Origin of the sequence: Planktothrix serta PCC 8927 (assembly GCF_900010725.2) — a bacterium.
In the GTDB taxonomy this organism is placed as follows: Bacteria; Cyanobacteriota; Cyanobacteriia; order Cyanobacteriales; family Microcoleaceae; genus Planktothrix; species Planktothrix serta.
In genome coordinates this window covers 148,733-171,264 of record NZ_LR734871.1, presented here as the reverse complement: position 1 = coordinate 171,264, position 22,532 = coordinate 148,733, and the positions used below count along the sequence as shown (strand labels likewise).

Genomic DNA, 22,532 nt, shown 5'->3' with positions numbered 1-22,532 from the left:
GATTTTTGTTGCAATGCCTGAAGCTTTAGCCGATGTCTTCTCTCCCGCCAGTTGGCCGTTTGAACTGAGTGATTTGCCTCAACCTGCTTATTTAGTCGGGGGTGCAGTTCGAGATGGGTTAATCGGTCGCACTGTAACCGTTTTAGATTTAGATTTTGTGCTGTTACAGGATGCGGTGAAAACGGCGCGAACCCTGGCTCAATATTATGACGCTGGGTTTGTTTTGTTGGATGCTCAACGGCAGATTGCACGGGTTGTTTTTGACCAGGTAACGGTTGACTTTGCTCAAGCCCAAGGAAATAGTTTAGAACAGGATTTACGCCGACGGGATTTTACGATTAATGCGATCGCTTTTGATCCGTTTACACAAACCTTTATTGATCTTAACAACGGTCAAGAGGATTTACAACGGCGTTTAATTAAAATGATTTCTCCTGAAAATTTACAAGATGACCCTTTACGGTTATTAAGGGGATATCGTCAAGCCGCCCAATTAGAATTTGAAATCGAAGGTCAAACCCAAGCCGCCATTCAAGAATTTGCACCGTTGTTGAGTCGGGTTGCCGTTGAACGTATTCGCACCGAGTTAGTCTATTTATTAAATACAGAAAATGCAATCCCTTTGATCCAACAAGCTTGGGAAACGGGTTTAATTTCTCCCTGGTTTAAAAGTGCAAATCAGCAGTTTCAGCGATTATCACAAATAGATGTATCCGCCATAAAATTAGCAGAAATTTACCCTCAATTATGGGTTGAATTATCTCAAGAATTACGGGATACTTTAAAAATATCTCGTTTATCAATAGCTAAATTAACTTGTTTATTAAATCAGAATACTTCCTTAGCTGAAGCAGAATTATTACAGTTAAAATTTAGTAAAATAGAATTAAAAAGTGCTTTAGCAATTTTAAAAGGCTTATCTCAATTGGAGTTATTGAAAACTAGAGATTTATCCCTAAGAGAACAATATTTTTTATTCCAAGAGTTAGGATTATTATTTCCGGCTTTAATTGTGAGTGCAATAGCCGATGGGTTTTCCTTAGAGAGTCTTTCCCCTTTAATTAATCGTTATCTTAACCCCACTGATCCTATCGCTCACCCTAAATTATTATTAACTGGAAATGAATTAATGGAAGCGTTAAATTTACGTCAAAGTCCAAAAATTGGACAACTTTTATTAGAGATTCAGTTAGGACAAATTGAAGGAAAAATAACAACGCTTGAAGAAGCGATCGCTTATGCTCAAAAATTATTATAAATCAATAATTATATGTTTGTATTATGAAATTATTAAAAGTTTGCTACATATCTGTATCGTGTAGAGATGATCGCCTCTAACCCCCTGTAGAGACGTTGCATGCAACGTCTCTACAGGGGGGATTTGTAGCCAACATTAAGGGATGGAATATAATATTACTTCCCTTAATCTCTAAAAAAAACAGTCCTGGCTGATCAGGAGCCAAGACTGTTTAGGCGGTAAAATTTACGACTAAGCTAAACCATTGTTAGTGGTTGTTGAGTTGAACAAACCTACACTGGCTTGATAGGAGAAAACATTCAAGTAGGTCACTTGTTCGATTTGGATTCCTGTATATTGAACTAAGGCTTGAGCATTGGCTTGTTTGAAAGTTTCCAATTCCAATTCAGGATTATTCGTTAAGAATTCATCGCTGAAGGGTTCGTGACCATCTAACAAACCTTGGCTGACCATGTAGTTCACAATTTGAGGATTCGTAAGTGCATCAACCGACTCGATATTGTAGTAGGTTAAGAGGTCTTCTTGCACTTGAGAATCAGCAATGTATTGATCGAAGTCTTCCAACAATTCAGAAGGTTTATTTCCTTTAATTAAACCTTCACTGGTTGCATAGACAGACAACTCATCATTGCTAATTTGGGAGTCTCCATTGGTATCAATTTTCGCTTGATCTGTCGCAATATCATCCGCATATTGTTCTTGATACCAAACCAAGTCAATTGTTGGAGCCGTACTGGGAACTTCTTCTGGATTTTCAATCGCGTAATCAAAGACTTTTTTGGGATCGATATTGTAGACATTTTCCTCGCGGTAGTTGTCTAACAATTCTTCCCCATTTTGACTGCGATAGTAGTCAAGATTGGTGTATTTGACCCCATCTAAATCATAATCTTTGGCTTGTTCAAGAATAAAGTCTTTCAAGAAGCCTTTATCAAGTTTTTTGAGGTCTTTGGGTTCGAGTCCAAAAATATCAGACAGTTCTTCCTTATATTCCTTAACAAACCCATCAACATCAACAGGTGCGATCGCTTTTCCTTGCGGAATTGTCACGTCTAAAGCGTGTTGCAGGATTTCGGTATCTGTCACTTGTTCAACAGATTTGCTGAAGGTGGTTTCTAACTCTGTTTTGTAGGTTTGGCTATAGAATTTGTAGTCAATTTCTGCACCCAAAATTCCACCGTACACATAGTCAGCCACTAAGGAATCATCGAGTTGAGTAACAGTCGATACCTCAACGTTATAATAGGTTGCTAGTTCTGCGGAAAAAGTCGCTTTCAGGTATTCTTTATCAACGAATTCCAGAGGATCAATTCCTTGTTTGATCCCTTCACTAAAGGCAAACTTAATGACATCTTTGTCGCTGATTTTATCAACTAAGTTGCCATTTCCACTATCACTATCTTCGGGATCATCAGTAGGTGGAGTACCTCCGCCATCATCGGTACCATCATCGGAATTATCGTCTGTAGTACCATCATCAGAATCATCATCTGTAGTACCATCATCAGAATCATCATCTGTAGTACCATCATCAGAATTATCGTCTGTAGTACCATCATCAGAATTATCGTCTGTAGTACCATCATCAGAATTATCGTCTGTAGTACCATCATCAGGGAAGTAATAATCAACAAGCTGTTCGGCGTATTCTTCCCGATAAGCATCAACATCAATAGCTGTCAGTTGAACGCTCTTAATATTCAACACTTGTTTGTAAGTGCTGCTAAAAGCAATAGAAATGATGTCTTGATTCGTCAGAGAATTAACATCTTTCTCAATTTCCAGTTCACTTAATAACTGTGTTTGTTTTTCAACACTTAACTGTTCAAATTGATAACGCAGATAGTTGACATTAAGTTGATTGTAGTCATCTTTCAGCCAATCTAACACGACCTGATCATCAATTTCAACGCTATTAATGGCACTGCTGTAGGTATTTCCCAGATAATCAAAAGCCAGATATTTGTCAAGCTGAATACCTTGTTCAACACCTTCGCCATACATGAACTCTTTGACTTGTTCCAGAGTTAACGCTTCGATATTAGTAACATCTGGATAGGCAGTTTTCAAAGCATCGGAATTGTCGTTAATATACTGTTCATAATCAACAGGGGAAAGTTCCAGCTTCTGATTTTCTGCTGTTAACAACGCCTGGAATTCTGAACTGTAAACCAAGTCAATGATTTGGGGATTTGTCAAGTCTTCAACCGTTGCAAAAGTCGCGTCTTCAGTTCCTAAGAATTGTTTGACTTGATCTAAATTTAATGTTCCATCAGTAATCAATTGTTCAAGTTGATAACTGACGTATCCCACATCAACAGTTGACAGACTTTCTGTAAAGGCGGTGAGGATTTGTTCGTCCGTGAGTTCGACAACCTCTCCGGCTAAAACATCATCCACTGAAACATCATAAGCATCGGCTAATTCTTCAGCGTAAACGCTACGAATATAGTTATAATCAACGCTTTCTGTTTGTGTCAGTTTTAGAGCGTTATCGTCACCCAGTCCTGTGTTAAAGGCTGCGTTCAGAATTAACTCTTTAACTTGTTCATTAGTTAACGCATCTAACGCCTGAATATCAGTAGTCAGAACACCATTAACATCGTCCAGAGTAATTACATCATCATCCAATAATTCTTGAAGTTGGAATTTCACATACTCTGGATCAAAGTCTTCCGTCGGGTCAGTTTCTGGGTCAGTTTCTGGGTCAGTTTCTGGGTCAGTTTCTGGGTCAGTTTCTGGAACTTCTGTCACCGTAAACTGCTGAATATATTCTTCAACCGTCACACCTTCGGTTACAATTTCTTCAGCATATTCGGTACTGAAATAATCCTTAATTTCTTGTTCAGTGAATTCAGTTTCGATAGGTAAACTGTAGTATGCTGACAGTTCATCTTGATATTCAGAAACTAGAAAAGCTAAATCTAAACTGCTAGATTGAACTAACTCAATACTATTCTCACCTAATGCAGTTTGGAATTCTTCATTGAGTAATAAATCCGTGAGATTTTCATCTGTAATATCGTCTAAAGACTCAATGGGTGTAGGTAAGAATTCATTAACAGTATCGAGGGTGAGTGTTTCCTCCGTAACTAACTGTTCCAGTTGATAACGGCCATAAACTAAGTCGATTTCAGTGGTAGTCCCGTCGTCGGTAGTCCCGTCATCGGTAGTCCCATCATCGGTAGTCCCGTCATCAGTTGTACCATCATCGGTAGTCCCGTCATCAGTTGTACCATCATCAGTTGTACCATCATCGGTAGTCCCATCATCATCTAATGAGATGACATTAGCTTCAAGTAACCATTGTTGTGCTAATTCCGGTGTAACTTCCGCTTCAGTAACTTTCGCAAATGCAGCGATTTCTGCTTTTTTATTTTCAACGAAATAGTCTAGGATTTCTTGATTAGAAACAACGTTGGTTTCTTCACCCGTAATAGAGGCAATATTCACCCCTAAAACGTCTGCTAAAGCGGGAGCAAAGGTTTCCTTGATATAATCCAAATTGGGAGTATCTTGGAACAGTTTAATTTCAACACCTTCGCCTAAAGCAGTCTGGAATTCGCTATTATTAATTAAGTCGATTAGTTGTTTTTTACTCAACAAATCAACGGATGCAACCTCAGTTCCTAGAACTGTATTAATTTGTTCTAAGGTAACTGTTCCCGCTTCAATCAAACTACTGAGTTGAAACTCAACATATCCAGCATCAAGGCTGACATATTGACTAACCCATTTTTCAGTAACTTGATCACCAGCTACAATGGCGGCTCCGAAGGTGCTACTAACGTACTCTAAATCAATCAATCCTTCTACACTAAACGCTTTGGCTTCAAGGCTAAAGGCAAACTGAATAATTTGCTGACTTGAGAGTTCACTAATATCTTTAACATGGTAACAATCTTTCAGCGCATCTTCCAGTTCTTTACCGTATTTCTTGACATATTCATCGGTATCAAACCAGTTGATTGTTTTAATATCAACAGTTTCCTGTTCATGCAGGTATTGGAGAATTTGTAAATCCGTAACTTCAGCAATGGTTTCTACACCAAAGACCGCCTGAACATCTCCTTCAAATTTACCTTTGAAATAGTCAGAGTCGAGATCATCCGACCATCCACCAAAGACAACATCGAGTAGAATATTAGCATCTAGTTCCTGAACAACGCTGACTTCAACACTATATTTAACTGCTATTTTCTCAGCGTATTGTTCACGATAGAATTCCAGATCATCATCAGAAATAAATTCAGAAAGATCGAGACTGAATTTATAGGCTTCGTGGGTGATGAACTGATAAACTTGGATCTGAGTCAGTTCTTCAACAGAAGTTACATTATAGAACGTAATTAACTGTGATGAATATTGGGTACTGAACGCTTCTAAGTCAAAAGCTGTGAGATTTTTATTCTCGTCAAATGTTTCATTGCTGAAGAAGTATTTTTTCAGGTCTTCTTGCGTTAATTTGTCGAGATCTTTTCCTAGCTCTTCCGCATAATCTGTCAGTTCATCTGCATATTTATCAAAGCAGAATTCGACATCAATAACGGGAGCTTCATCACCAAATAAGAACTCGACAATTTCTTCCGCCGTGACATCTTCTCCAAATTCAGCCGTTAAGATTGTCCCGTAAATTTCTTTGTAGTATTCAACATCAACGGCGGTACTAATTTGTTGAATCAGTCCGAGTTTTTTGCCTTCACCCGATAGAAACGCATGAATTTGTCCATCAGTTAAGTCTTTAACGTCTTTGACTTTAAAGAAATCTTTGAGTTCTGTTTCTAGCAATTTCTCAACTTTCTTAAAGTCAATAGCACTTCCGGCTAATCCTAGTTCTAATCCAATTCCTAGGATATAAACTTTGATTTCTGCATCCGTTAGGTTAATAACTTCTTCTTCAGAAACTTTGAAGTAAGCCGCTAGTTGAGTAACGTATTTAACTCGACAATATTCAATATCAATCGAGTAATCTACATTGATGCTTTCGAGGACATCTTCATCGACAATGTTTGTTGTTTCTGTGATGTCGTATTTCTCGATAATTTTATCGAGATGCAACTGTTTCACATAGTCCAAACTCATGAACGGAGAAACGGTATTTCCATTTTTAATTCCTTGTTCTTCAATGAACTCAAGAATTTGTTCAACGGATGGATTTTCTCCTAATGCAGCAACTAACTCTGTACCATAAACCGTTTCCAGGTAATTTAAAGAGACTGTCCAAGAGGTATCAATATTTTGTTCCGGTGGAACGTTATTAACAAACAGGAGGATCTGAATATTCGACAGAGTAATGACTTGCTCAATGGAAATATTGAAGTAAGTCGCAATCTGTTGTGCATACACCACTTTCACAAAGTTAATATCAACGGTTGCTGAAGGATTTGTAATAATTTCAGATCCTTCTTCACTGTTGATAAATTCAAAGATTTGCAGATTGCTAATCAGTTCGATGCTAATCCCAAATTTAGCCGTCAATTCAACACTATAAGTGAACCGAATATAGTCAAAGTCTAAGCAACCACAAAGTTGATCGCCATTCTCAATTCCTTCTTTGTCAATGTATTCTAAAATCTCTACATTGGTGATTTTATCAATGGCTTTATTGAAGAATTTCTCTAATTTTTTGATATGATTCTTCTTGACAAAATCAAAGTCAATAAACAAAGAAGGGCTATTCCCATCATCTAAACCTTCCCCACTAATATAGTTGAGGATTTGCACAAAGGTTAGTTCGGAAACAGAGGTAACTTGATAGAAACTGATCAGTTGTAGACTGTAAGTTTGAATGTAGACATCAAGGTCAACATACAAAGATGGATTAATTCCCAGTTCTAATCCATTTTCATTTAAAAAGTTGATGATGTCATCGTCTGAAACAGTGCTGAGATCCTCAACATTTAAACCAATTTTGAGTACAGAAGCGTAGGTGATTTTAATATAGTCAAGATTGAAGAACTCTTGAGAGGGAACTGGAGTGGGTTCAGGAGTTGGTGTTGGAGTGGGTGCAACAGTTGGTTGCGGTGTGGGTTCAGGAGTTGGTGTTGGAGTGGGTGCAACAGTTGGTTGCGGTGTGGGTGCAACAGTTGGTTGCGGTGTGGGTGCAACAGTTGGTGTTGGAGTGGGTTCAGGAGTGGGTGCAACAGTTGGTTGCGGTGTGGGTGTTGGTGTGGGTGCAACAGTTGGTTGCGGTGTGGGTTCAGGTGTGGGCGCAACAGTTGGTTGCGGTGTGGGTATCGGTGTTGATAGCGATATCTGAATAAATTGTTGGATTTGCTGAATGCTAATTACCGAGAGGTTGGTAACATTAAATTCTTGCAAAATTTGGGTGACAGAAATGTTCGGGTTAAACGGACGGTTTTCTGCAAGACCAAATGCAAAGAAATGAGCGATCGCACTAATTCGACCTGCTTCTACCGCTTGCTGAACATCTGGATTTGCTGCTAGATAATGCTTGACATTGAAGAATGATTTACTACATTCTCGGTCTTCAAATTGACCAAAATTAAAGAAGTGCAGAATCGGATTGATTAAACCTTGTTGAACTTGTAAATTAATATCAGCATTGAGAGCCAAATAATCTTGAAGATTGAAAACAAAACTAAAGTTTCGTTTTTCATCTATTCCAATGTCCAAGAAATGTTCAGTGGCATTTGTTAAGCCATCTTGAACAGCTTCCTTAACATCTAAATTCAGTTCTAAGTAGTCCTTAATATTAAATAGAGGGTTCCAGGGTCGATTTTCCGCTTGTCCAATATCTATAAAGTGCTCAAGGACACTGAAACCTTCTTGTTCAAGGGCAATGTTAATGTCTATATTCAGTTGTAAGTATTGACGAACACTGAAGATATTACTGCATTCCCGGTTTTCATAAATACCATAGAGTAAAAAGTGTTCTTCAGCCGTCAAAAGACCGTCCTCAACGGCTTTTTTAACATCAGGGTTTAGTTTTAGATAAGCATCCTTATCAAAGATCTTCTCTAGTTTTTTGAAAAACTTCTCCGGTTTATCGGCTAACTTACCGAGTTTATCTCCCAACTTCTCAAATTCTTTGACAAACTTATTTAAGTCATCCATAGCTTTCTCAACTTTGTAATATTTAAGACAGAAAAGTGATGTTTTTGCAGACTGATTCTGAACCTATAGAACTGAAGCACTATCAAGATTTAAAAGCACATCCAGTTCCGAGGGTTTATTTCTACTTATCTTAAGCTTAAAGAACCGATTTAAGATAGGCATTAAGTCTGTATGAGAAAAATCTTAATATCTAGGTTTTATGATTTTATATTTTTGAAATAAAACGTAAAAAATCCCAAAACCAATAAAGGTTTTCGGCGAACTTTTAGGAAAAAAATCACAAATAAATTCCTTAACCCTTTTCGGGTTATCAGCCCAGATTAATCCGAATTAAACTTAACTTCTAATCCCTATTTAACATAACAATCAAGTAAAATTTATTGGGTTAGAAATTGTCCACAGTATAGAGATTTACTCCCATCTTTTTAGTAAAATACCGACGGATTACTCAATCTTGATTGTTGTTTGCACTAATGTTATTCATCCTCACCCCTCTAACTTTAGAATTCCCTAAGTTGGGGTAATAATTAACTGTTTCCCAAATTATTGTTATAACTGAATCTATAGATGCAACGTGATGGCTTATAAAGAAGAGATGGCTAAGTAATTCTTTGGGTTTTCCCAAAAACTTATCAGTTGGACTTTAGTTTCAGCTTAAAGTCCCAACTTCGGGTGATCAAATATTTCTAAGGATTGAATTAGAAATGGGTTCAAAACTATTGATTGTTATGACTGTAATCTTTCTCAATCGCACGTTCTGGAGGAGTTGCGCCCCTTGACGTTTAACCCAACTCAAAAGTTCCCAGAGTTTTTAAGAAACCAGACGATATCCCATCCCCCGTACTGTTTCAATTCGCTCACTCCCCAACTTCTTGCGGAGATAACCGACATAAACATCAACAATATTCGATCCGGGATCGTAGTCATATCCCCAAACTTGATCCAGTAGTTGTTCTCGACTCAACACTTGACCCGGATGGCGCAAGAAGGTTTCTAAAAGCTGAAATTCCTTAGCCGATAGAGTAATTGGTGTTTCTCCTAAACAAGCTTGACGGGTATATAAATCCAGTGTTACTTGACCCACCGTTAACGCTTTATCTTCTTTATTCCCAGATGTCGGATGATGTCGTAAACGGACACGAACACGAGCCAAGAGTTCAGCAAACCGGAAGGGTTTCGTCACATAGTCATCGGCTCCCCCTTCTAACCCCGCCACTTTATCGGTGACATCATCACGAGCCGTTAATATAATGATGGGAATTTGTTCTCCTTGTCCCCGCAATTGTTCTAAAACTTGAAACCCATCTTGATCGGGAAGCCCTAGGTCAAGAATCAACAAGTCAAACTCATGGGCGAGTGCTTTTTCTACCGCCTCTCGTCCGTTACAGGCGAGTGTTGTTGTGAACCCATTCGCTCGCAGTCCTTTTTCCAGAAAGGCAGCAATGCGGGGTTCATCTTCAGCAATGAGAATTCGACTCATTCGATAACCTATAAGAATGAGAGGATCTGTTGGCCCGAAAGAAATAAGAAATTGATTGAGATCCTGTACAGAGTTAGAGTTAACGGTTTCACCATTGTTGAAATCAGCAAGGATGCTGTATAACAGTTTATCCCAACTTCGCACCCCCATAATTATGTTAACCTGTGATCAAAAAACAAGGACTATCAATTATTATTTTTGTCGGGTTTTAATGTTTGATTGTAGTGAACCTCAGTTCTCTTTGCAAGCCATAACAGCAGCCAAGAGAAAGCATCCTGTTGAGTCGGGGTTGCCAAATTTTCCCAGAATTGGCAACGAAAACCCAAATTATCTACCCCGTTAGAGCATAGAAAGTGTAAAAATAGGAAATTGTTTAGAAGTGTTAAGGCAGTCGATCAGTTGACGGTTGACCGTTGACTGTTGACCGTTGACCGTTAACACCGTATCTGCCAACAGTCAACAGTCAGTAGAGACGCGCCATGGCACGTCTGGACATAGTAAATATCCTTATTTAAACGTGCAATATGATTCCTGCCGTTCTCATCCAAAATCTACAAAAATCCTATGGCTCTGTCCCAGCCCTTAAAGATGTGTCTCTTGATGTCCAACCGGGGGAAATCTTTGGTTTATTAGGGCCGAATGGAGCCGGAAAAACCACAACTCTACGGGCGTTGTGTACGTTAATTACTCCCGATGCAGGACGTTTAGAAATATCGGGTATTTCTGTGATTGATCAACCCAGATTAGCTCGTCAACGCTTAGGTTATGTCGCTCAAGAAGTGGCTTTAGATAAAGTTTTAACCGGGCTTGAGTTATTACAATTACAAGCAGCCCTCTATCATATTCCTCGAAACACAATTGCCGAACGAATTCATCAGGTTACAAATTTATTAGGATTACAAGATTGGATTGATCAAAAAACCGGAACCTATTCTGGGGGAATTCGTAAACGCTTAGATTTGGCATCGGGGTTATTGCATCAACCGGATTTATTAGTGTTAGATGAACCCACCGTTGGCTTAGACATTGAAAGTCGGGTGGCGGTGTGGAATTTCCTCCGTCAATTAAGGGAAAATGGCACAACAGTTTTAATTACTAGCCATTATTTAGAAGAAGTGGATGCTTTAGCAGATCGAGTGGCAATTATTGATCAAGGAGTAGTGATTGCAACGGGTACACCTTCACAATTAAAAGACCAAGTAGGAGGCGATCGCATTACCCTGAGAATTCGAGAATTTTCGCCTGTGGAAGAAGCCGAAAAAGCCAAAGCATTATTACAACCTTTGCCCTTTGTCCAAGAGATTATTATTAATAATGCTCAAGGTAATTCTTTGAATTTAGTCGTCAAATCTCAAAGCGATGCGTTGTTTACCATTCAACAGGCGTTAAAAGATGCAGGTTTACCTACTTTTGGGATCGCTCAATCTCGACCGAGTTTAGATGATGTCTATTTAGCGGCAACAGGTCGCACCTTACTCGATGCTGAAATTGCCGCCGCCAGTAATCGAGATTTAAAAGCCGAGAAAAAGAAAAGTATGCGTTAGAATTAGATTCTCCCAGATTTATAGTNATTCTTCATTAACCCGTTTTAACGGGTTTTAGCTTTGAGCCTGAAATTTATTTCAAGGCTTTTAGACTTAAGTTGACACCGATGCCCCCTGCTTCCCCCTGCTTCTCCGGTCTTACCATAACCCTCGAACTGGGACATTTCCGCCGACGGTCACACAGTCACCATAGAGTCGTTTACAAACCTCGTTAATTTTATCTTGATTGGGAAGGGGTGTTTTATACCCTTGGAATAATGGCCCTGTAATTATCCCTTCATATTCTTGTTTCGTCATCCGTTGAACAGAGACTTGAGACAGCGCTAAAGTGGGCGTTAAACTGGCAACTTTTTGTCCTTCTTGAATTGTTATAGGATTGGGATCATTGGGATTATTTCTTAATGATAATTGAATTTGGCCTTCCAAAACCCGAATTGTTCCTGTATTGGTATTCGTATTATTATTATTTTCTACATCCAACATATAAATTGTTCCTTGGACGGCGGTTGAAAACCCCAAAATACAGCCATTAGCAGCGCCAGAAGCCATTAAAGCCCCTTCTTGTACTTCCACACATTGACCCACGATAATCTGAGAATTTTCAGTCATTCGTCCCGCCGCACCTGTATTAAAATCAATTTGAGCGCGAGCTTGTTCGGTTCGGATTGTTTGTCCTAATGCGGCTTGTTCCTTAACTTCTGCGACTTGATCTTCAATAAACACCTGATTATTATTACCAATAATATCAATTAAAGTCGCTAGATTAATTTGCGCCAAAGCCGGAAAATCAATTAAAAAGAATGCTCCTAATAAACTTAAAATTTTTAAGCTTTTTAACAGTGTATTTTGCTGATTTTCTTCTTGTTTTAAATTCAACTTAAGTTTCATCTTAATCCTCCTTGATTTAATAATATAGAAGGGAACAGTCAACAGTCAACAGTCAACAGTCAACAGTTAACTATTTACTGATTCTTGACTCGATTTAATAGAAACGGTGCTATCTCATTAACGGATAGAATATATTGGGCTGCACCTAATGCGATCGCTTCTGCGGGCATTCCAAAGACCACACAACTTTCCTGATTTTGGGCAATGGTTAACCCTCCACTTTCCGCAATCACTTTCATCCCATCAGCCCCATCCCGCCCCATTCCGGTTAACAAAACGCCAGCACCACTCGCACCATAAAACTGAGCCACAGATTCTAAAGTTGCTGTCACCGCAGGACGATGACCCGCAAGTGGGGGTGCATTGGAATAAGCAAAGCGACCATTCCGGCTAAATTCTAAATGACGCCCTTCTGGGGCAAAATAAACAGATCCGGCTTGGGGAAGTTCTCCCGGCGTCGCAACTTTAATAGCTAAATGGCATTCCCCATCTAACCAACTCACCAACCCTTGCAAAAACCCCTCACTAATATGCTGAACACAAACAATGGGAACGGGAAAATTCCTCGGAAGTTGGGTCAAAATCGTATGTAAGGCTTGGGGGCCACCCGTCGATGCACCAATAGCCAGCATTTTAATCGTTTTAGAGGAAACCGGGGAAACAGTTGTTCTGCTGATAGGTGAAAGGGTTGGAATAGACAAGCGTTTGTCGGACTGAACCGGGTTTAAGGAGGGTTGAGATTTACGATGTTTAGTAAAAACTTTTACCCCAGAAAGCACTTTAATTTTATGAATTAATTCCTGTCCAATTAACTCATAATCGGATGCTAAACCAGTTGTAGGTTTCGGAAATACATCAACCGCCCCAGCATTTAACAGTTGAAAAACATTCTGAGTATCATCAGCTTGAACGGAGGCACTAATTACTAAAATAGGACGAGGATAATCGACCATGACTTCCTGAATAAATTCCAGTCCGTTCATTTGGGGCATATGAAAATCTGTACAAATAACATCTGGTTCTACAGTTGGAACTAATGCTAATGCTTCCTTACCTGTTCGAGCAGTTCCCACAACGCAAAGGTCTGGAGACGTCGATAAAATTCGTTTCAGAATAATTAAAGCAACGGTCGAATCTTCTACTAGGAGAACTCGAATTGGCATTTTCAAATGTTGACGGTTGACGGTTGACGAATTACGAATTACGAATTACGAATTACTGATAACTGATCATACCAGTCTTTTTAAAGTCTCTATCAAAACTTCTTGATTAAAAGACGCTTTAGTAATATACGCATTGGCTCCCGCTTCTGCTCCTTTGCGTTTATCTTCATCGGAGGCGAGAGAGGTGACAAGAATAATCGGTAGTTCACTATATTCTTGATGTTGTCGAATTTTTGCGGTTAAACTTAAGCCATCAAGATTGGGCATTTGGATATCAGAAACCACCGCATCAAAGGAACGAGTGGTGAGCTTGTTAAACCCATCTAACCCATCAACTGCTGTCACGACTTCATAACCCGCAGATTCTAAAATTCGTTTTTCTTGGGTGCGAGTTGTGATCGAATCTTCCACTAATAAAATAACAGGTTTATGGGAGGAAGGCTCCTGAATATTTAAGGGCGATCGCACCATTGGAGAGGAAATTACACCCGCTTGTTTACGAATGGATTTAATTAAATCTTGGGGACTTAAAATAATACAGACTTCCCCCGTTCCTAAAATTGTTGCCCCAGCAACATTTCTGACCCGTTTCAACAATTGGCTTTGGGGTTTTAAAACGACATCCTGCTGATCAATTAAAGCATCTACAAACAATCCTAATTTTTCTTCACCTACTTTCAAAATAATGCAAGGTAAAGACACATCTACTAGGGAAGAATTTTCATTTTTATTCTGTATATTATTCGGTAAACCATGCGTACCAATATCAGCAGCAGACGACCGGGACAAATTTACCCCGACAGAGGTAGAAGTTTGGGCAAAGGACTGAAGAAAAGATGAGGAATTAGAAGGGCGAGATTTGGCATCTAAAGAAGGTGTTGTTTCCGAGTCAACCTGAGATTGAATTAAACGAATTTCTAATAAATCAGCAAGTTTAGCGACTGAAATCGGTTGGTCTTCAAAAATAATCGTATCTCGCCCTTCAATTGCAAAAATTTCATGGGACATTACTAACCGAGTCATTTGTACAAATTCAACAGGAATAGCATAGGAAATGCCCTGAACGGACACAATTAAAACGTGAGCCGTTGCTAAGGTTGTTCCTAATTGAATCCGAAATAAACAGCCTTTTAATGGGAAAGATTCAACTTGAATCAGACCTTTTAAACGTTCCACATTAGTCCGCACCACATCCATTCCTACCCCCCGTCCTGATACTTCTGTAACAACGGTTCGGGTCGTAAAACCTGGGGCAAAAATTAAAGCATGAATTTGTTGCGGGGTCATTCCTAATAATTCTTCAGGTTGACAAATTCCCCGTTTTAAAGCGGTTTGTTTAATTTTTTCTAAATCTAATCCCCGGCCATCATCATGTACTTCTAGGACAACATGGGTCGCGGTTTGATACCCGCGTAATTGAATAGTTGCGATCGCAGGTTTGCCAAATTTCTCCCGTTCTATTGGAGTTTCAATCCCATGATCAATAGCATTTCTTAAAATGTGCATCAGAGGATCTTTCATTTCTTCTAAAATCCGTTTATCCGCACGGGTATCTCCACCCGAAATCACTAATTCAATTTCTTTTCCTTGTTGTCGAGCTAAATCCCGTACCATTCGGGGAAATAAATTAAAAATAGTAGATAAAGGTAATAATCGCAGTGTTCTAATACCGTCTTCGAGTTCATCACCAATTATTTCTAAGCGGGCAATATCTTCAGCAAAGGTATTTCTGAGTTGATTGATTAACGTTCCAAACTGTTCTAAACGTTCAGCACTGCGATGATAATAATTTTGCAGTTGTCCGATGGTTCCATTGCCAGAAATATGACGATTAAGGTGATTTTCTAAGTCATTGACCACAAAACGATTAACAAAAGCATCTCGGCTCCATTCTTCCCATAAACTGGTAATTTCTTCAATTTCATTTAGTCGATGAGCAATGCGAATTTTTGTTACCGTTAATTCTCCGGTTTGAGTCATTAATCCATCTAAATTTCGAGTCGGGACTCGAATAGTTTCAATTTTATAAATAGATTCGGGGGATGCGGTGACAGGAACTCTGGTATCAGCCGGAACGGAATCAACGCTAATCAGGGCGGGAGTTGGTTCCGGGGTCGGGACAGCAACAGGGGGGGGAGGTTCAGTCGTCACCTCCGAGGGAACAGAGACGGAAGGGGTTGATTCTGCGGGTTTCGCCCCCATCAAATAAGCCAAACTATGAAAGGTGTTAATTGTACTAGGTTCCCCTGTAACCGCAGCATGAACCAATTGACGAATCGCATCAATGCCATGAGAAATTCGGTCTACTAATTCAGCAGATAGGGTGGTTTCTTGACGTTTTAAACCGCCTAATAAATGTTCAATTTGATGGGCTAAAGTGGCAACATCTTTTACCCCTAACATCCCAGCATCCCCTTTCAGGCTATGGGCTTCTCGCAATAATTCTTCAAGTTTTGTCGTGTCATTGGGTTGTTTTTCCAGATACAACAATCCCTCATCCAAATTTTGCAAATGTTCTTCACTTGCGGTTTTAAAAACTTCTCGCAGTTCATCATCTTCAATCATCATGGGTACTTCATCCTTTGACTTTAATTTAATTTTGAATGATTGATATAGAATAGATTTTTATGGAAAACTGATTAAACAATGGAGTTGAGATCTAAGGCGACTTCATTCAATTTTTGCATTCCGATTTTGGCTTGGCTTAATCCATTTGCGGTTTCACCGACGCCTTGACTTAAAGCATTCATCGCCTCTAAAACTTGTCCAATGGCGATCGCTTGTTGCTTAACATTGAGAGAAATTTGTTGATTATTTAAAACAACATTATTTACTGATTCAGCAACTCCAGCAAAAGTATCGGCTGTTTCTCTGGCTAATTCCACACTGGATAAAACTGTTTTTGTCCCTTCTTCCGTTGCCATTACGGTTGAATTAATTGCCCTTAAAATATCCGCTACAAGGGTATTTATTTTTAAAGCAGATTTTCGACTTTCATCCGCTAATTTACGAATTTCTGTCGCGACAACAGCAAATCCTTTCCCATGTTCTCCGGCTCGAACGGCTTCGACGGCGGCATTAAGTGCTAACATATTGGTTTGATTAGCTAAGTCACTCACCAATTCAGAAATATTTCCTATTTGATTGGTTTGTTCACTTAAGCGAATAATTTGCTGGGCGATCGCTTCGACTTTCTGTTGAAGGTTTCCCATCCCTTCTAAGGTACTACTAACAGCTTTTTTACCTCCTTCTGTTAATCCTAAAGCTTGTTTAGCTCCATAAGTCGCTGACTCTGCTTGTTCAGCCGTTGATTGAGATGAAGCACTCAATTCATCCATTGTTGTTGTGGTTTCATGAACAGAACCTGCTTGTTGATTAGCCGTTCGTTCTTGTTCTGCTAAGGTAGCTGCAATTTCTGTTGAAGAAGTGGCTATAACTTGTGTGGCTTGATGAATTGTTCCCCCAATATTGATCGCAATTAATAAAGCAATAATAACAACTGTGACTAAAATTATTAATGCTCCTATAACCAGCACATATAATAACCCCTGCAATGCTTCTTTTGTTCTCGCCCTTTCCTGAGTTAATAGATTAGATTCTGTTAAAGAAAATTGATCGCTAATCCGATCAAACTCGACTACATATTGAGTTCCAATTCGAGCTTTTTCAATAGCTTCAGGCAATTTACCTTCATTCACCAGTGCAAAACCTTGTTGAGCTATTTGATCATATTGATTAACTAAGGTATTAAGTCTTTCTAAGCGTTGTTTTTGCTCTGGAATATAAATTAAAGATTCCAGGGCTTTAGCGGCTTCTCGATAAGTGATTAAAGCGGAACTATATTCATTTAAAAATTCTTGATCTTTTAACACCAAGTATCCTCTTAAGCTCCGAATCATTCCTTGGGAACCTCGTTCTATCAAGTTAACTTTTAAAATCACTTCTTGAACCCGTTCAGCTTCTTTAAACATATTAGCAACTTGATTAATATTGGTATAAACTAACCCAGTTAATCCCATAAACAAAAGTACAGGTATGCTATATCCCAATAATAACCGTTCTCTTAATTTTAAATTGTTAAACATTATGATTTTTGGGGGTTGGAGGTTGGTAGTTGGTGGTTGACGGGTAGGGGGAGGGTTACCCCGCCTCTACGACTGTTGACGGCTAACTGATATCTAAAATTTACTCTTATTAGAACACAACTAAACCTCTTGATCAATAACTAATTCGCCTTGAGTCATAATTTTTGTAACATTAAGGATACTCATCATTTTGTCTTGATAAAAAGCCGTACCTTGTAAGTATTCATCCTGTTTTAAATGAATAGCCGTGGGAATGGTTTTAATCTCGGATTCTTTTAAGTACATGACATCAAAAATTCCTTCCACGATAATTCCCGCTACAATATCATTAATTTTAACAATCATAGCTTTGGATAATCCCTGAGAGGTTTCTAACGGTAAATTTACCAAGCCTCGAATATCAACTAATGTTAAGATTTCCCCGCGTAAATTCATATTCCCCACAATATGAGGGGGAGTACAAGGAATCGGTGTAACATGATGAATATCCGTAAATTCTCGAATAATCTCTAAATTAACACCAAAATATTCTTCGCTTAAGCCAATTACCGCTAAAGGAACTAACCCGGCAAAATCTTGGTTATCAATAGAACGCCTTAAATTTTTAGCTCGTTCTTGAAAAATTGTCCGTTCTTCTGGGGTTGCATCGGGACAAAAAACCAAATTTTGGGGTTTTCTGAAGTTAATTTTTGTAGAAGAATCTGGGGGTAAATGCTGTTGATTTTCTTCCAAATTGATCCCCTCTATATCTAAATTAAAATCTGTGAGGGAGTGACTCATATATTGGATTAATGTTTCGGGATTCAAAACCATTACCAAATGCTCATCGACTTGAGAAATTCCTTGAAGATAATAGGAGGGATGAACGGAATTATATTCCTGTTGAAGGTGATCAGCCAGTTCTGTTTGAATTGCATCGGTAGCAATCCTCTGAACTTCATAGACTTGATTAACAATAATCCCTAATCTAATGTTATTAAATTTTAAGATAATCACGCTATTGGATAACGTATAATTCGGTTGAGGATAACCCAATCGAATCGTTAGATCAATCACCGGAAGTAACTCTCCTCGTAAATTAATTAAACCGACTAAATCAGCAGGTGCTGAGGGAATTGGCGTTAGTTCAGGTAAAAAGAAAATTTCTTGAACCACAGAAGCGGCGATCGCATAACGCATCAACTTTAATGCAAAAATTAGATAAGACATAATTAGTAAGGGAACAGGGAACAGGGAACAGGGAACAGGGAACAGGGAATAAATAGTAATCAGTCAATAGTCAATAGTCAACAGTCAACAACTATGTGTTTCTTTTCTAAAAAAACAATTAAATCTTGAGCCGTTACTCCTTCTAAATGTTCAATTGCCATACTGGGAGGTAAAGATTTAAGAAGTTCTAAAGCGGTATTGTACATTTTAGCTGCTCTGGTGTAATCTTCTTCCATCTCATAAATTGATGCGAGTTCCAGATAGGCTGGAATCGATGAGGGAAGCAGATAAATAATTCGTTTTGACAATAATTTTGCTCCGGCTAAATCTTCCTGTTCTTGGGCAATATGCAGCAGTAAATAATAGGTCAGAATAGATAAGGAATCTATTTCAATTGCTTTTTGACAATAAAAGGTTGCTTGTTCATATTGTCCTAGATTTGCTGATGCTTGTGCTAATAAATAATAAGCATCAAATTGAGTTTCAGCTTTAAGGTTTTTGGTGTTTTCAGTTCTTTCTTCTTGTCTGGCAATTTCCAGTTCCCTATTTCTCAAATAAGAGTTATGAGTTTGAAGGAATTGTTCAGCCTTTTGAATAGCTATTCCATATTGTTTGTTCTTAAAATATCGTTTTGCCTCTTCTAAACTTTTTTGGGGTAATTTTGAAGTTTCGGATTGATGATTATCGCTATGCTGATCTAAGCGCGTATGTACCTGACTTTTCCAAGATGAAGATAATAGATTATCCAAAATATTAACCCGGTCAACAATTAAATTTTCTTGACCTCTTAAAGATTCTTGTACCAAATCAATAGTAGGTCGTTGATAAATCATAGACTCAGGATAAATTTTAGCTTGAAATAGTTTCAGGTTATCCTGATTTTGTAATTCCGCATGACCTGTTATTAAATAACCTCTCGGTTTCAAAACATTATAAAACTTAGAAATAACTTGGTTGATATACTCTTTAGCAAAATAAACAAAAACATTTCGACAAATAATTAAATCAACGTCTTGAATTGGGGTATAATTGGGATAGTAATAGATATCTTTAACTAAATTCAAATTAAAAAAATCAACAGAATACTGAGTCAGTGCATTAATTTTCCAATTCTGTCCTTGGGGCAAAAAATATTGATTTCTCAATTCTAAGTCAACCATGCGAAAAGACCAAGGTGTATATAACCCTTGTCTTGCCTTTTGTAAGGCTTCTTCATTGACATCTGTTGCCAAAATATGAATATTCCAACTCACCCAATCTGGAATTAACTGTTGCAACAAAATTGACAGGGTATAGGGTTCTTCTCCCGTCGAACAACCTGCACTCCAAAGCGTTAAGGTTTTGGTTTGATGTCGGGAGGCAATTAATTCGGGTAAAATCACCTTTCGCAGAAGATTAATTTGCCCTTGATCTCGAAAAAAATAACTCTCAATTGTTGTAATTAAAGGAATTAATTGTTTCCATTCCTGTTGACTTGTAGGGGTATCGGTGCTTAATAAATTTAAGTAAGCTTGAGGGTTGGGTAGCTTTAAAGCTTTAACTCGCATCTTGATTTTTTGAGCTAATCCAGCATAGTCTTGCAAACGAATAGATAACCCCGTTTGAGTTGCAATCAGTTGAATAAAAAGTTTGATTAGTTCTGGTTCCATATAGTTATCAGTTATCAGTCATCAGTTATCAGTTATTGGTTATCAGTTATTGGTTATTGGTTATAGTTATCAGTCATCAGTTAAGAACTAAGAGTCAAAAATTAATAGCTAACAGTTAAGGAATTAGCCAATTATTGCACTGATAACTGATAACTGGTAACTGATCACTGATTGATGTACCACTTCTAATTAACTGCTTAGACAAAACCCACTCCTGCTTATTTTGAGTCAGATATTTATAAGCATTAACAACCCGAATTGCAAATTTATAAGCTTTATCATAAACCAAGCTTTTTTGACATAATCCTTCATCACTCATCAATACCTCTTGTCATTAACTAATTATTCATTTCCTAACATCCAATTGATTATACTAACCCTCAACTGATAACTGATAACTGATAACTGATAACTGATTCAAGCCGGATAAATTCTTAAACGACGGTTCGGTTCTTCCCCAAAACTATTAGACTTTAACCGATAATGTTCTACCAGTTCATGTTGCATTTTTCTAACTTGGGGAGACCGGGGAAGCAACTCTACAGGTTGTCCTTTCGGAATGACAATTTGTTCTACAGCTAAACGCGCTTCCTCTAAAGCTTCAATTTCATCAGAAGAACCACTCGCCGCAAACAAAGTCAAATCCGCAATTTCCGGGGTGCTGGGATCTTCCATGTTCAATAAACGCCTCAACGCTCGTGCAATTTGAGGTGCAGTTCCTGATTTAATTGTATGAATCGGAACTTGACGAGTTTTTGCCATGTGTCGCAGCTTGGATTGATTCCGAATATGCGATCGCAACGCCAACACTAGATCTGCACTATCAATATCCTTCGTCAGGATTACAGGTAAAGATAGCGTTTGAATCACCTGTTCAATTTGATGGCGAGGAATCCCATAAGGATAAATATTTAAAGACGAACCCTCCCCAATATTTTTAATAAAAGGGAATTCTTCATCAGCGTGTAGGGGTGTAACAGCAGAAAAAGACTGTTCTAAGAGTTGTTCAAAATATTGAGATTCCGATACCGTGCTTTCGGTAGGAACAGGCATCATTTTCCCCGAACCTCGCAACCCTCGAATACCGGGAATTGCCGCCACCGGCTCACGGGATTTCATCGCCGCGCGTCCCTCCAAAGAAACTTGAGCCGTGGGAGTATATCGTTCTTGAAAAATACTAACTTCACCCTCATCATTCATCGTGCGAACTTCCAACGTCGGTTGCAGTCCCCGTAAGAGATGATCAATCGTCATCGAAACAGATTCATGCACAACCCAGCGTTGTTGCTCCAACATTTCAATAGCAATATCAAAGGTTGGGGGTGCTTTGCGCTCTAACACGGTTTTTTGAGAACCCCGACGTCGAGCTTCATCATCTCCTAACGTCACCGCTTGAATTCCCCCAATTAAATCGGCTAAAGTTGGGTTTTTCATTAAATTCTCAATCCGGTTGCCATGGGCCGTGCCAATCAACTGTACCCCCCGTTCAGCAATGGTTCGAGCCGCTAAAGCTTCTAATTCTGTTCCAATCTCATCAATCACAATCACTTGGGGCATATGGTTCTCGACTGCCTCAATCATGACTTGATGTTGGAGTTCAGGACGAGCCACCTGCATCCGACGCGCTCGACCAATGGCAGGATGGGGAACATCTCCATCCCCAGCAATTTCATTACTGGTGTCAATAATCACCACCCGCTTCTCTAACTCATCCGCTAACACACGAGTAATTTCTCGCAGTGCTGTTGTTTTTCCCACCCCTGGACGACCCAGAAGTAGGATGGATTGACCCGTTTCTACCAAATCCCGGATCATGCCAATTTTCCCAAAAATGGCTCGACCTACCCGACAAGTTAAGCCGATAATTTTTCCGGTACGGTTGCGAATTGCACTAATGCGATGCAAAGTTTGAGATAAGCCGGCTCGGTTGTCACCACTAAACTCTCCGATCTGCGAGATACAATGCTCCAGATCTTCCCAAGAGACGGGTGTGTCTGAGAGATATTCGGCTTGGGACGGAAAACGAGCCTCTGGAAGACGGCCCAAATCCATGACAATCTCAATCAGACTGTCTCGTTGGGGATGCTGCTGCAATTTCTGCCGAATTTCATCGGGAACAATTTCGAGTAATCTATTCAGGTCGTCTGTAATTTGCATAAACAGGGAACAGGGAACAGGG

12 protein-coding genes are annotated in these 22,532 nt (G+C 39.0%); 2 read left to right on the top strand and 10 right to left on the bottom strand.

Annotation, left to right across the window (positions count from 1 at the left end; translation table 11 throughout):
* Positions 1-13: 13 nt before the first annotated feature.
* A complete protein-coding gene (locus PL8927_RS14080; protein WP_083622586.1) occupies positions 14-1,258 on the top strand; it encodes a tRNA nucleotidyltransferase/poly(A) polymerase family protein in 1,245 nt (414 codons plus the stop codon).
* 231 nt (positions 1,259-1,489) lie between these two features.
* On the opposite strand, the gene PL8927_RS14075 is transcribed toward PL8927_RS14080, so the two are convergent.
* Together PL8927_RS14075 and PL8927_RS14070 are read right to left on the bottom strand one after the other, a co-directional pair.
* Positions 1,490-8,335: a hypothetical protein gene (locus PL8927_RS14075; RefSeq protein WP_083622582.1), complete on the bottom strand. Its 6,846-nt coding sequence runs from the start codon at positions 8,333-8,335 to the stop codon at positions 1,490-1,492.
* An 811-nt stretch (positions 8,336-9,146) separates the two neighbouring features.
* Positions 9,147-9,815 carry a response regulator transcription factor gene (locus tag PL8927_RS14070; RefSeq protein WP_083622782.1) on the bottom strand — a complete coding sequence of 223 codons (669 nt, stop codon included), beginning with the start codon at positions 9,813-9,815 and terminating at the stop codon, positions 9,147-9,149.
* 524 nt (positions 9,816-10,339) lie between these two features.
* Between PL8927_RS14070 and PL8927_RS14065 the strand changes: the two genes are divergently transcribed.
* A complete protein-coding gene (locus PL8927_RS14065) occupies positions 10,340-11,359 on the top strand; it encodes an ABC transporter ATP-binding protein (protein ID WP_083622578.1) in 1,020 nt (339 codons plus the stop codon).
* Between the two features lie 138 nt (positions 11,360-11,497).
* Here the strand turns inward: PL8927_RS14065 and PL8927_RS14060 are convergent, their stop codons facing one another.
* From PL8927_RS14060 to PL8927_RS14025, 8 genes are all read right to left on the bottom strand, one after another.
* Complete coding sequence (locus PL8927_RS14060; RefSeq protein WP_083622575.1) at positions 11,498-12,247, bottom strand: hypothetical protein; 750 nt, start codon at positions 12,245-12,247, stop codon at positions 11,498-11,500.
* A 74-nt stretch (positions 12,248-12,321) separates the two neighbouring features.
* On the bottom strand, positions 12,322-13,410 hold the full coding sequence (gene cheB / locus PL8927_RS14055; RefSeq protein WP_083622572.1) for a chemotaxis-specific protein-glutamate methyltransferase CheB: 1,089 nt from the start codon (positions 13,408-13,410) through the stop codon (positions 12,322-12,324).
* Positions 13,411-13,476: 66 nt separating this feature from the next.
* A complete protein-coding gene (locus PL8927_RS14050; protein WP_083622780.1) occupies positions 13,477-15,975 on the bottom strand; it encodes a hybrid sensor histidine kinase/response regulator in 2,499 nt (832 codons plus the stop codon).
* A 74-nt stretch (positions 15,976-16,049) separates the two neighbouring features.
* Positions 16,050-17,495: a methyl-accepting chemotaxis protein gene (locus tag PL8927_RS14045; RefSeq protein ID WP_083622570.1), complete on the bottom strand. Its 1,446-nt coding sequence runs from the start codon at positions 17,493-17,495 to the stop codon at positions 16,050-16,052.
* Between the two features lie 120 nt (positions 17,496-17,615).
* Entirely contained in the window at positions 17,616-18,704 is a 1,089-nt protein-coding gene (locus tag PL8927_RS14040) for a chemotaxis protein CheW (protein WP_083622568.1), read from the bottom strand.
* Between the two features lie 77 nt (positions 18,705-18,781).
* Positions 18,782-20,353 carry a CheR family methyltransferase gene (locus PL8927_RS14035; RefSeq protein ID WP_083622566.1) on the bottom strand — a complete coding sequence of 524 codons (1,572 nt, stop codon included), beginning with the start codon at positions 20,351-20,353 and terminating at the stop codon, positions 18,782-18,784.
* A gap of 115 nt (positions 20,354-20,468) precedes the next feature.
* The gene (locus PL8927_RS14030; RefSeq protein ID WP_083622564.1) at positions 20,469-20,672 is read right to left on the bottom strand and encodes a four helix bundle protein; all 204 of its coding nucleotides are present in this window, start codon (positions 20,670-20,672) and stop codon (positions 20,469-20,471) included.
* Positions 20,673-20,770: 98 nt separating this feature from the next.
* On the bottom strand, positions 20,771-22,510 hold the full coding sequence (locus PL8927_RS14025; protein WP_083622562.1) for a R3H domain-containing nucleic acid-binding protein: 1,740 nt from the start codon (positions 22,508-22,510) through the stop codon (positions 20,771-20,773).
* Positions 22,511-22,532 lie beyond the last annotated feature (22 nt).

Excerpts from the sequence above, each read along its gene's own strand:
- PL8927_RS14080 (WP_083622586.1), top strand. The coding sequence starts at position 14 with ATGCCTGAAGCTTTAGCCGATGTCTTCTCTCCCGCCAGTTGGCCGTTT.
- PL8927_RS14075 (WP_083622582.1), bottom strand. The coding sequence starts at position 8,335 with ATGGATGACTTAAATAAGTTTGTCAAAGAATTTGAGAAGTTGGGAGAT.
- PL8927_RS14070 (WP_083622782.1), bottom strand. The coding sequence starts at position 9,815 with ATGAGTCGAATTCTCATTGCTGAAGATGAACCCCGCATTGCTGCCTTT.
- PL8927_RS14065 (WP_083622578.1), top strand. The coding sequence starts at position 10,340 with ATGATTCCTGCCGTTCTCATCCAAAATCTACAAAAATCCTATGGCTCT.
- PL8927_RS14060 (WP_083622575.1), bottom strand. The coding sequence starts at position 12,247 with ATGAAACTTAAGTTGAATTTAAAACAAGAAGAAAATCAGCAAAATACA.
- cheB (WP_083622572.1), bottom strand. The coding sequence starts at position 13,410 with ATGCCAATTCGAGTTCTCCTAGTAGAAGATTCGACCGTTGCTTTAATT.
- PL8927_RS14050 (WP_083622780.1), bottom strand. The coding sequence starts at position 15,975 with ATGATTGAAGATGATGAACTGCGAGAAGTTTTTAAAACCGCAAGTGAA.
- PL8927_RS14045 (WP_083622570.1), bottom strand. The coding sequence starts at position 17,495 with ATGTTTAACAATTTAAAATTAAGAGAACGGTTATTATTGGGATATAGC.
- PL8927_RS14040 (WP_083622568.1), bottom strand. The coding sequence starts at position 18,704 with ATGTCTTATCTAATTTTTGCATTAAAGTTGATGCGTTATGCGATCGCC.
- PL8927_RS14035 (WP_083622566.1), bottom strand. The coding sequence starts at position 20,353 with ATGGAACCAGAACTAATCAAACTTTTTATTCAACTGATTGCAACTCAA.
- PL8927_RS14030 (WP_083622564.1), bottom strand. The coding sequence starts at position 20,672 with ATGAGTGATGAAGGATTATGTCAAAAAAGCTTGGTTTATGATAAAGCT.
- PL8927_RS14025 (WP_083622562.1), bottom strand. The coding sequence starts at position 22,510 with ATGCAAATTACAGACGACCTGAATAGATTACTCGAAATTGTTCCCGAT.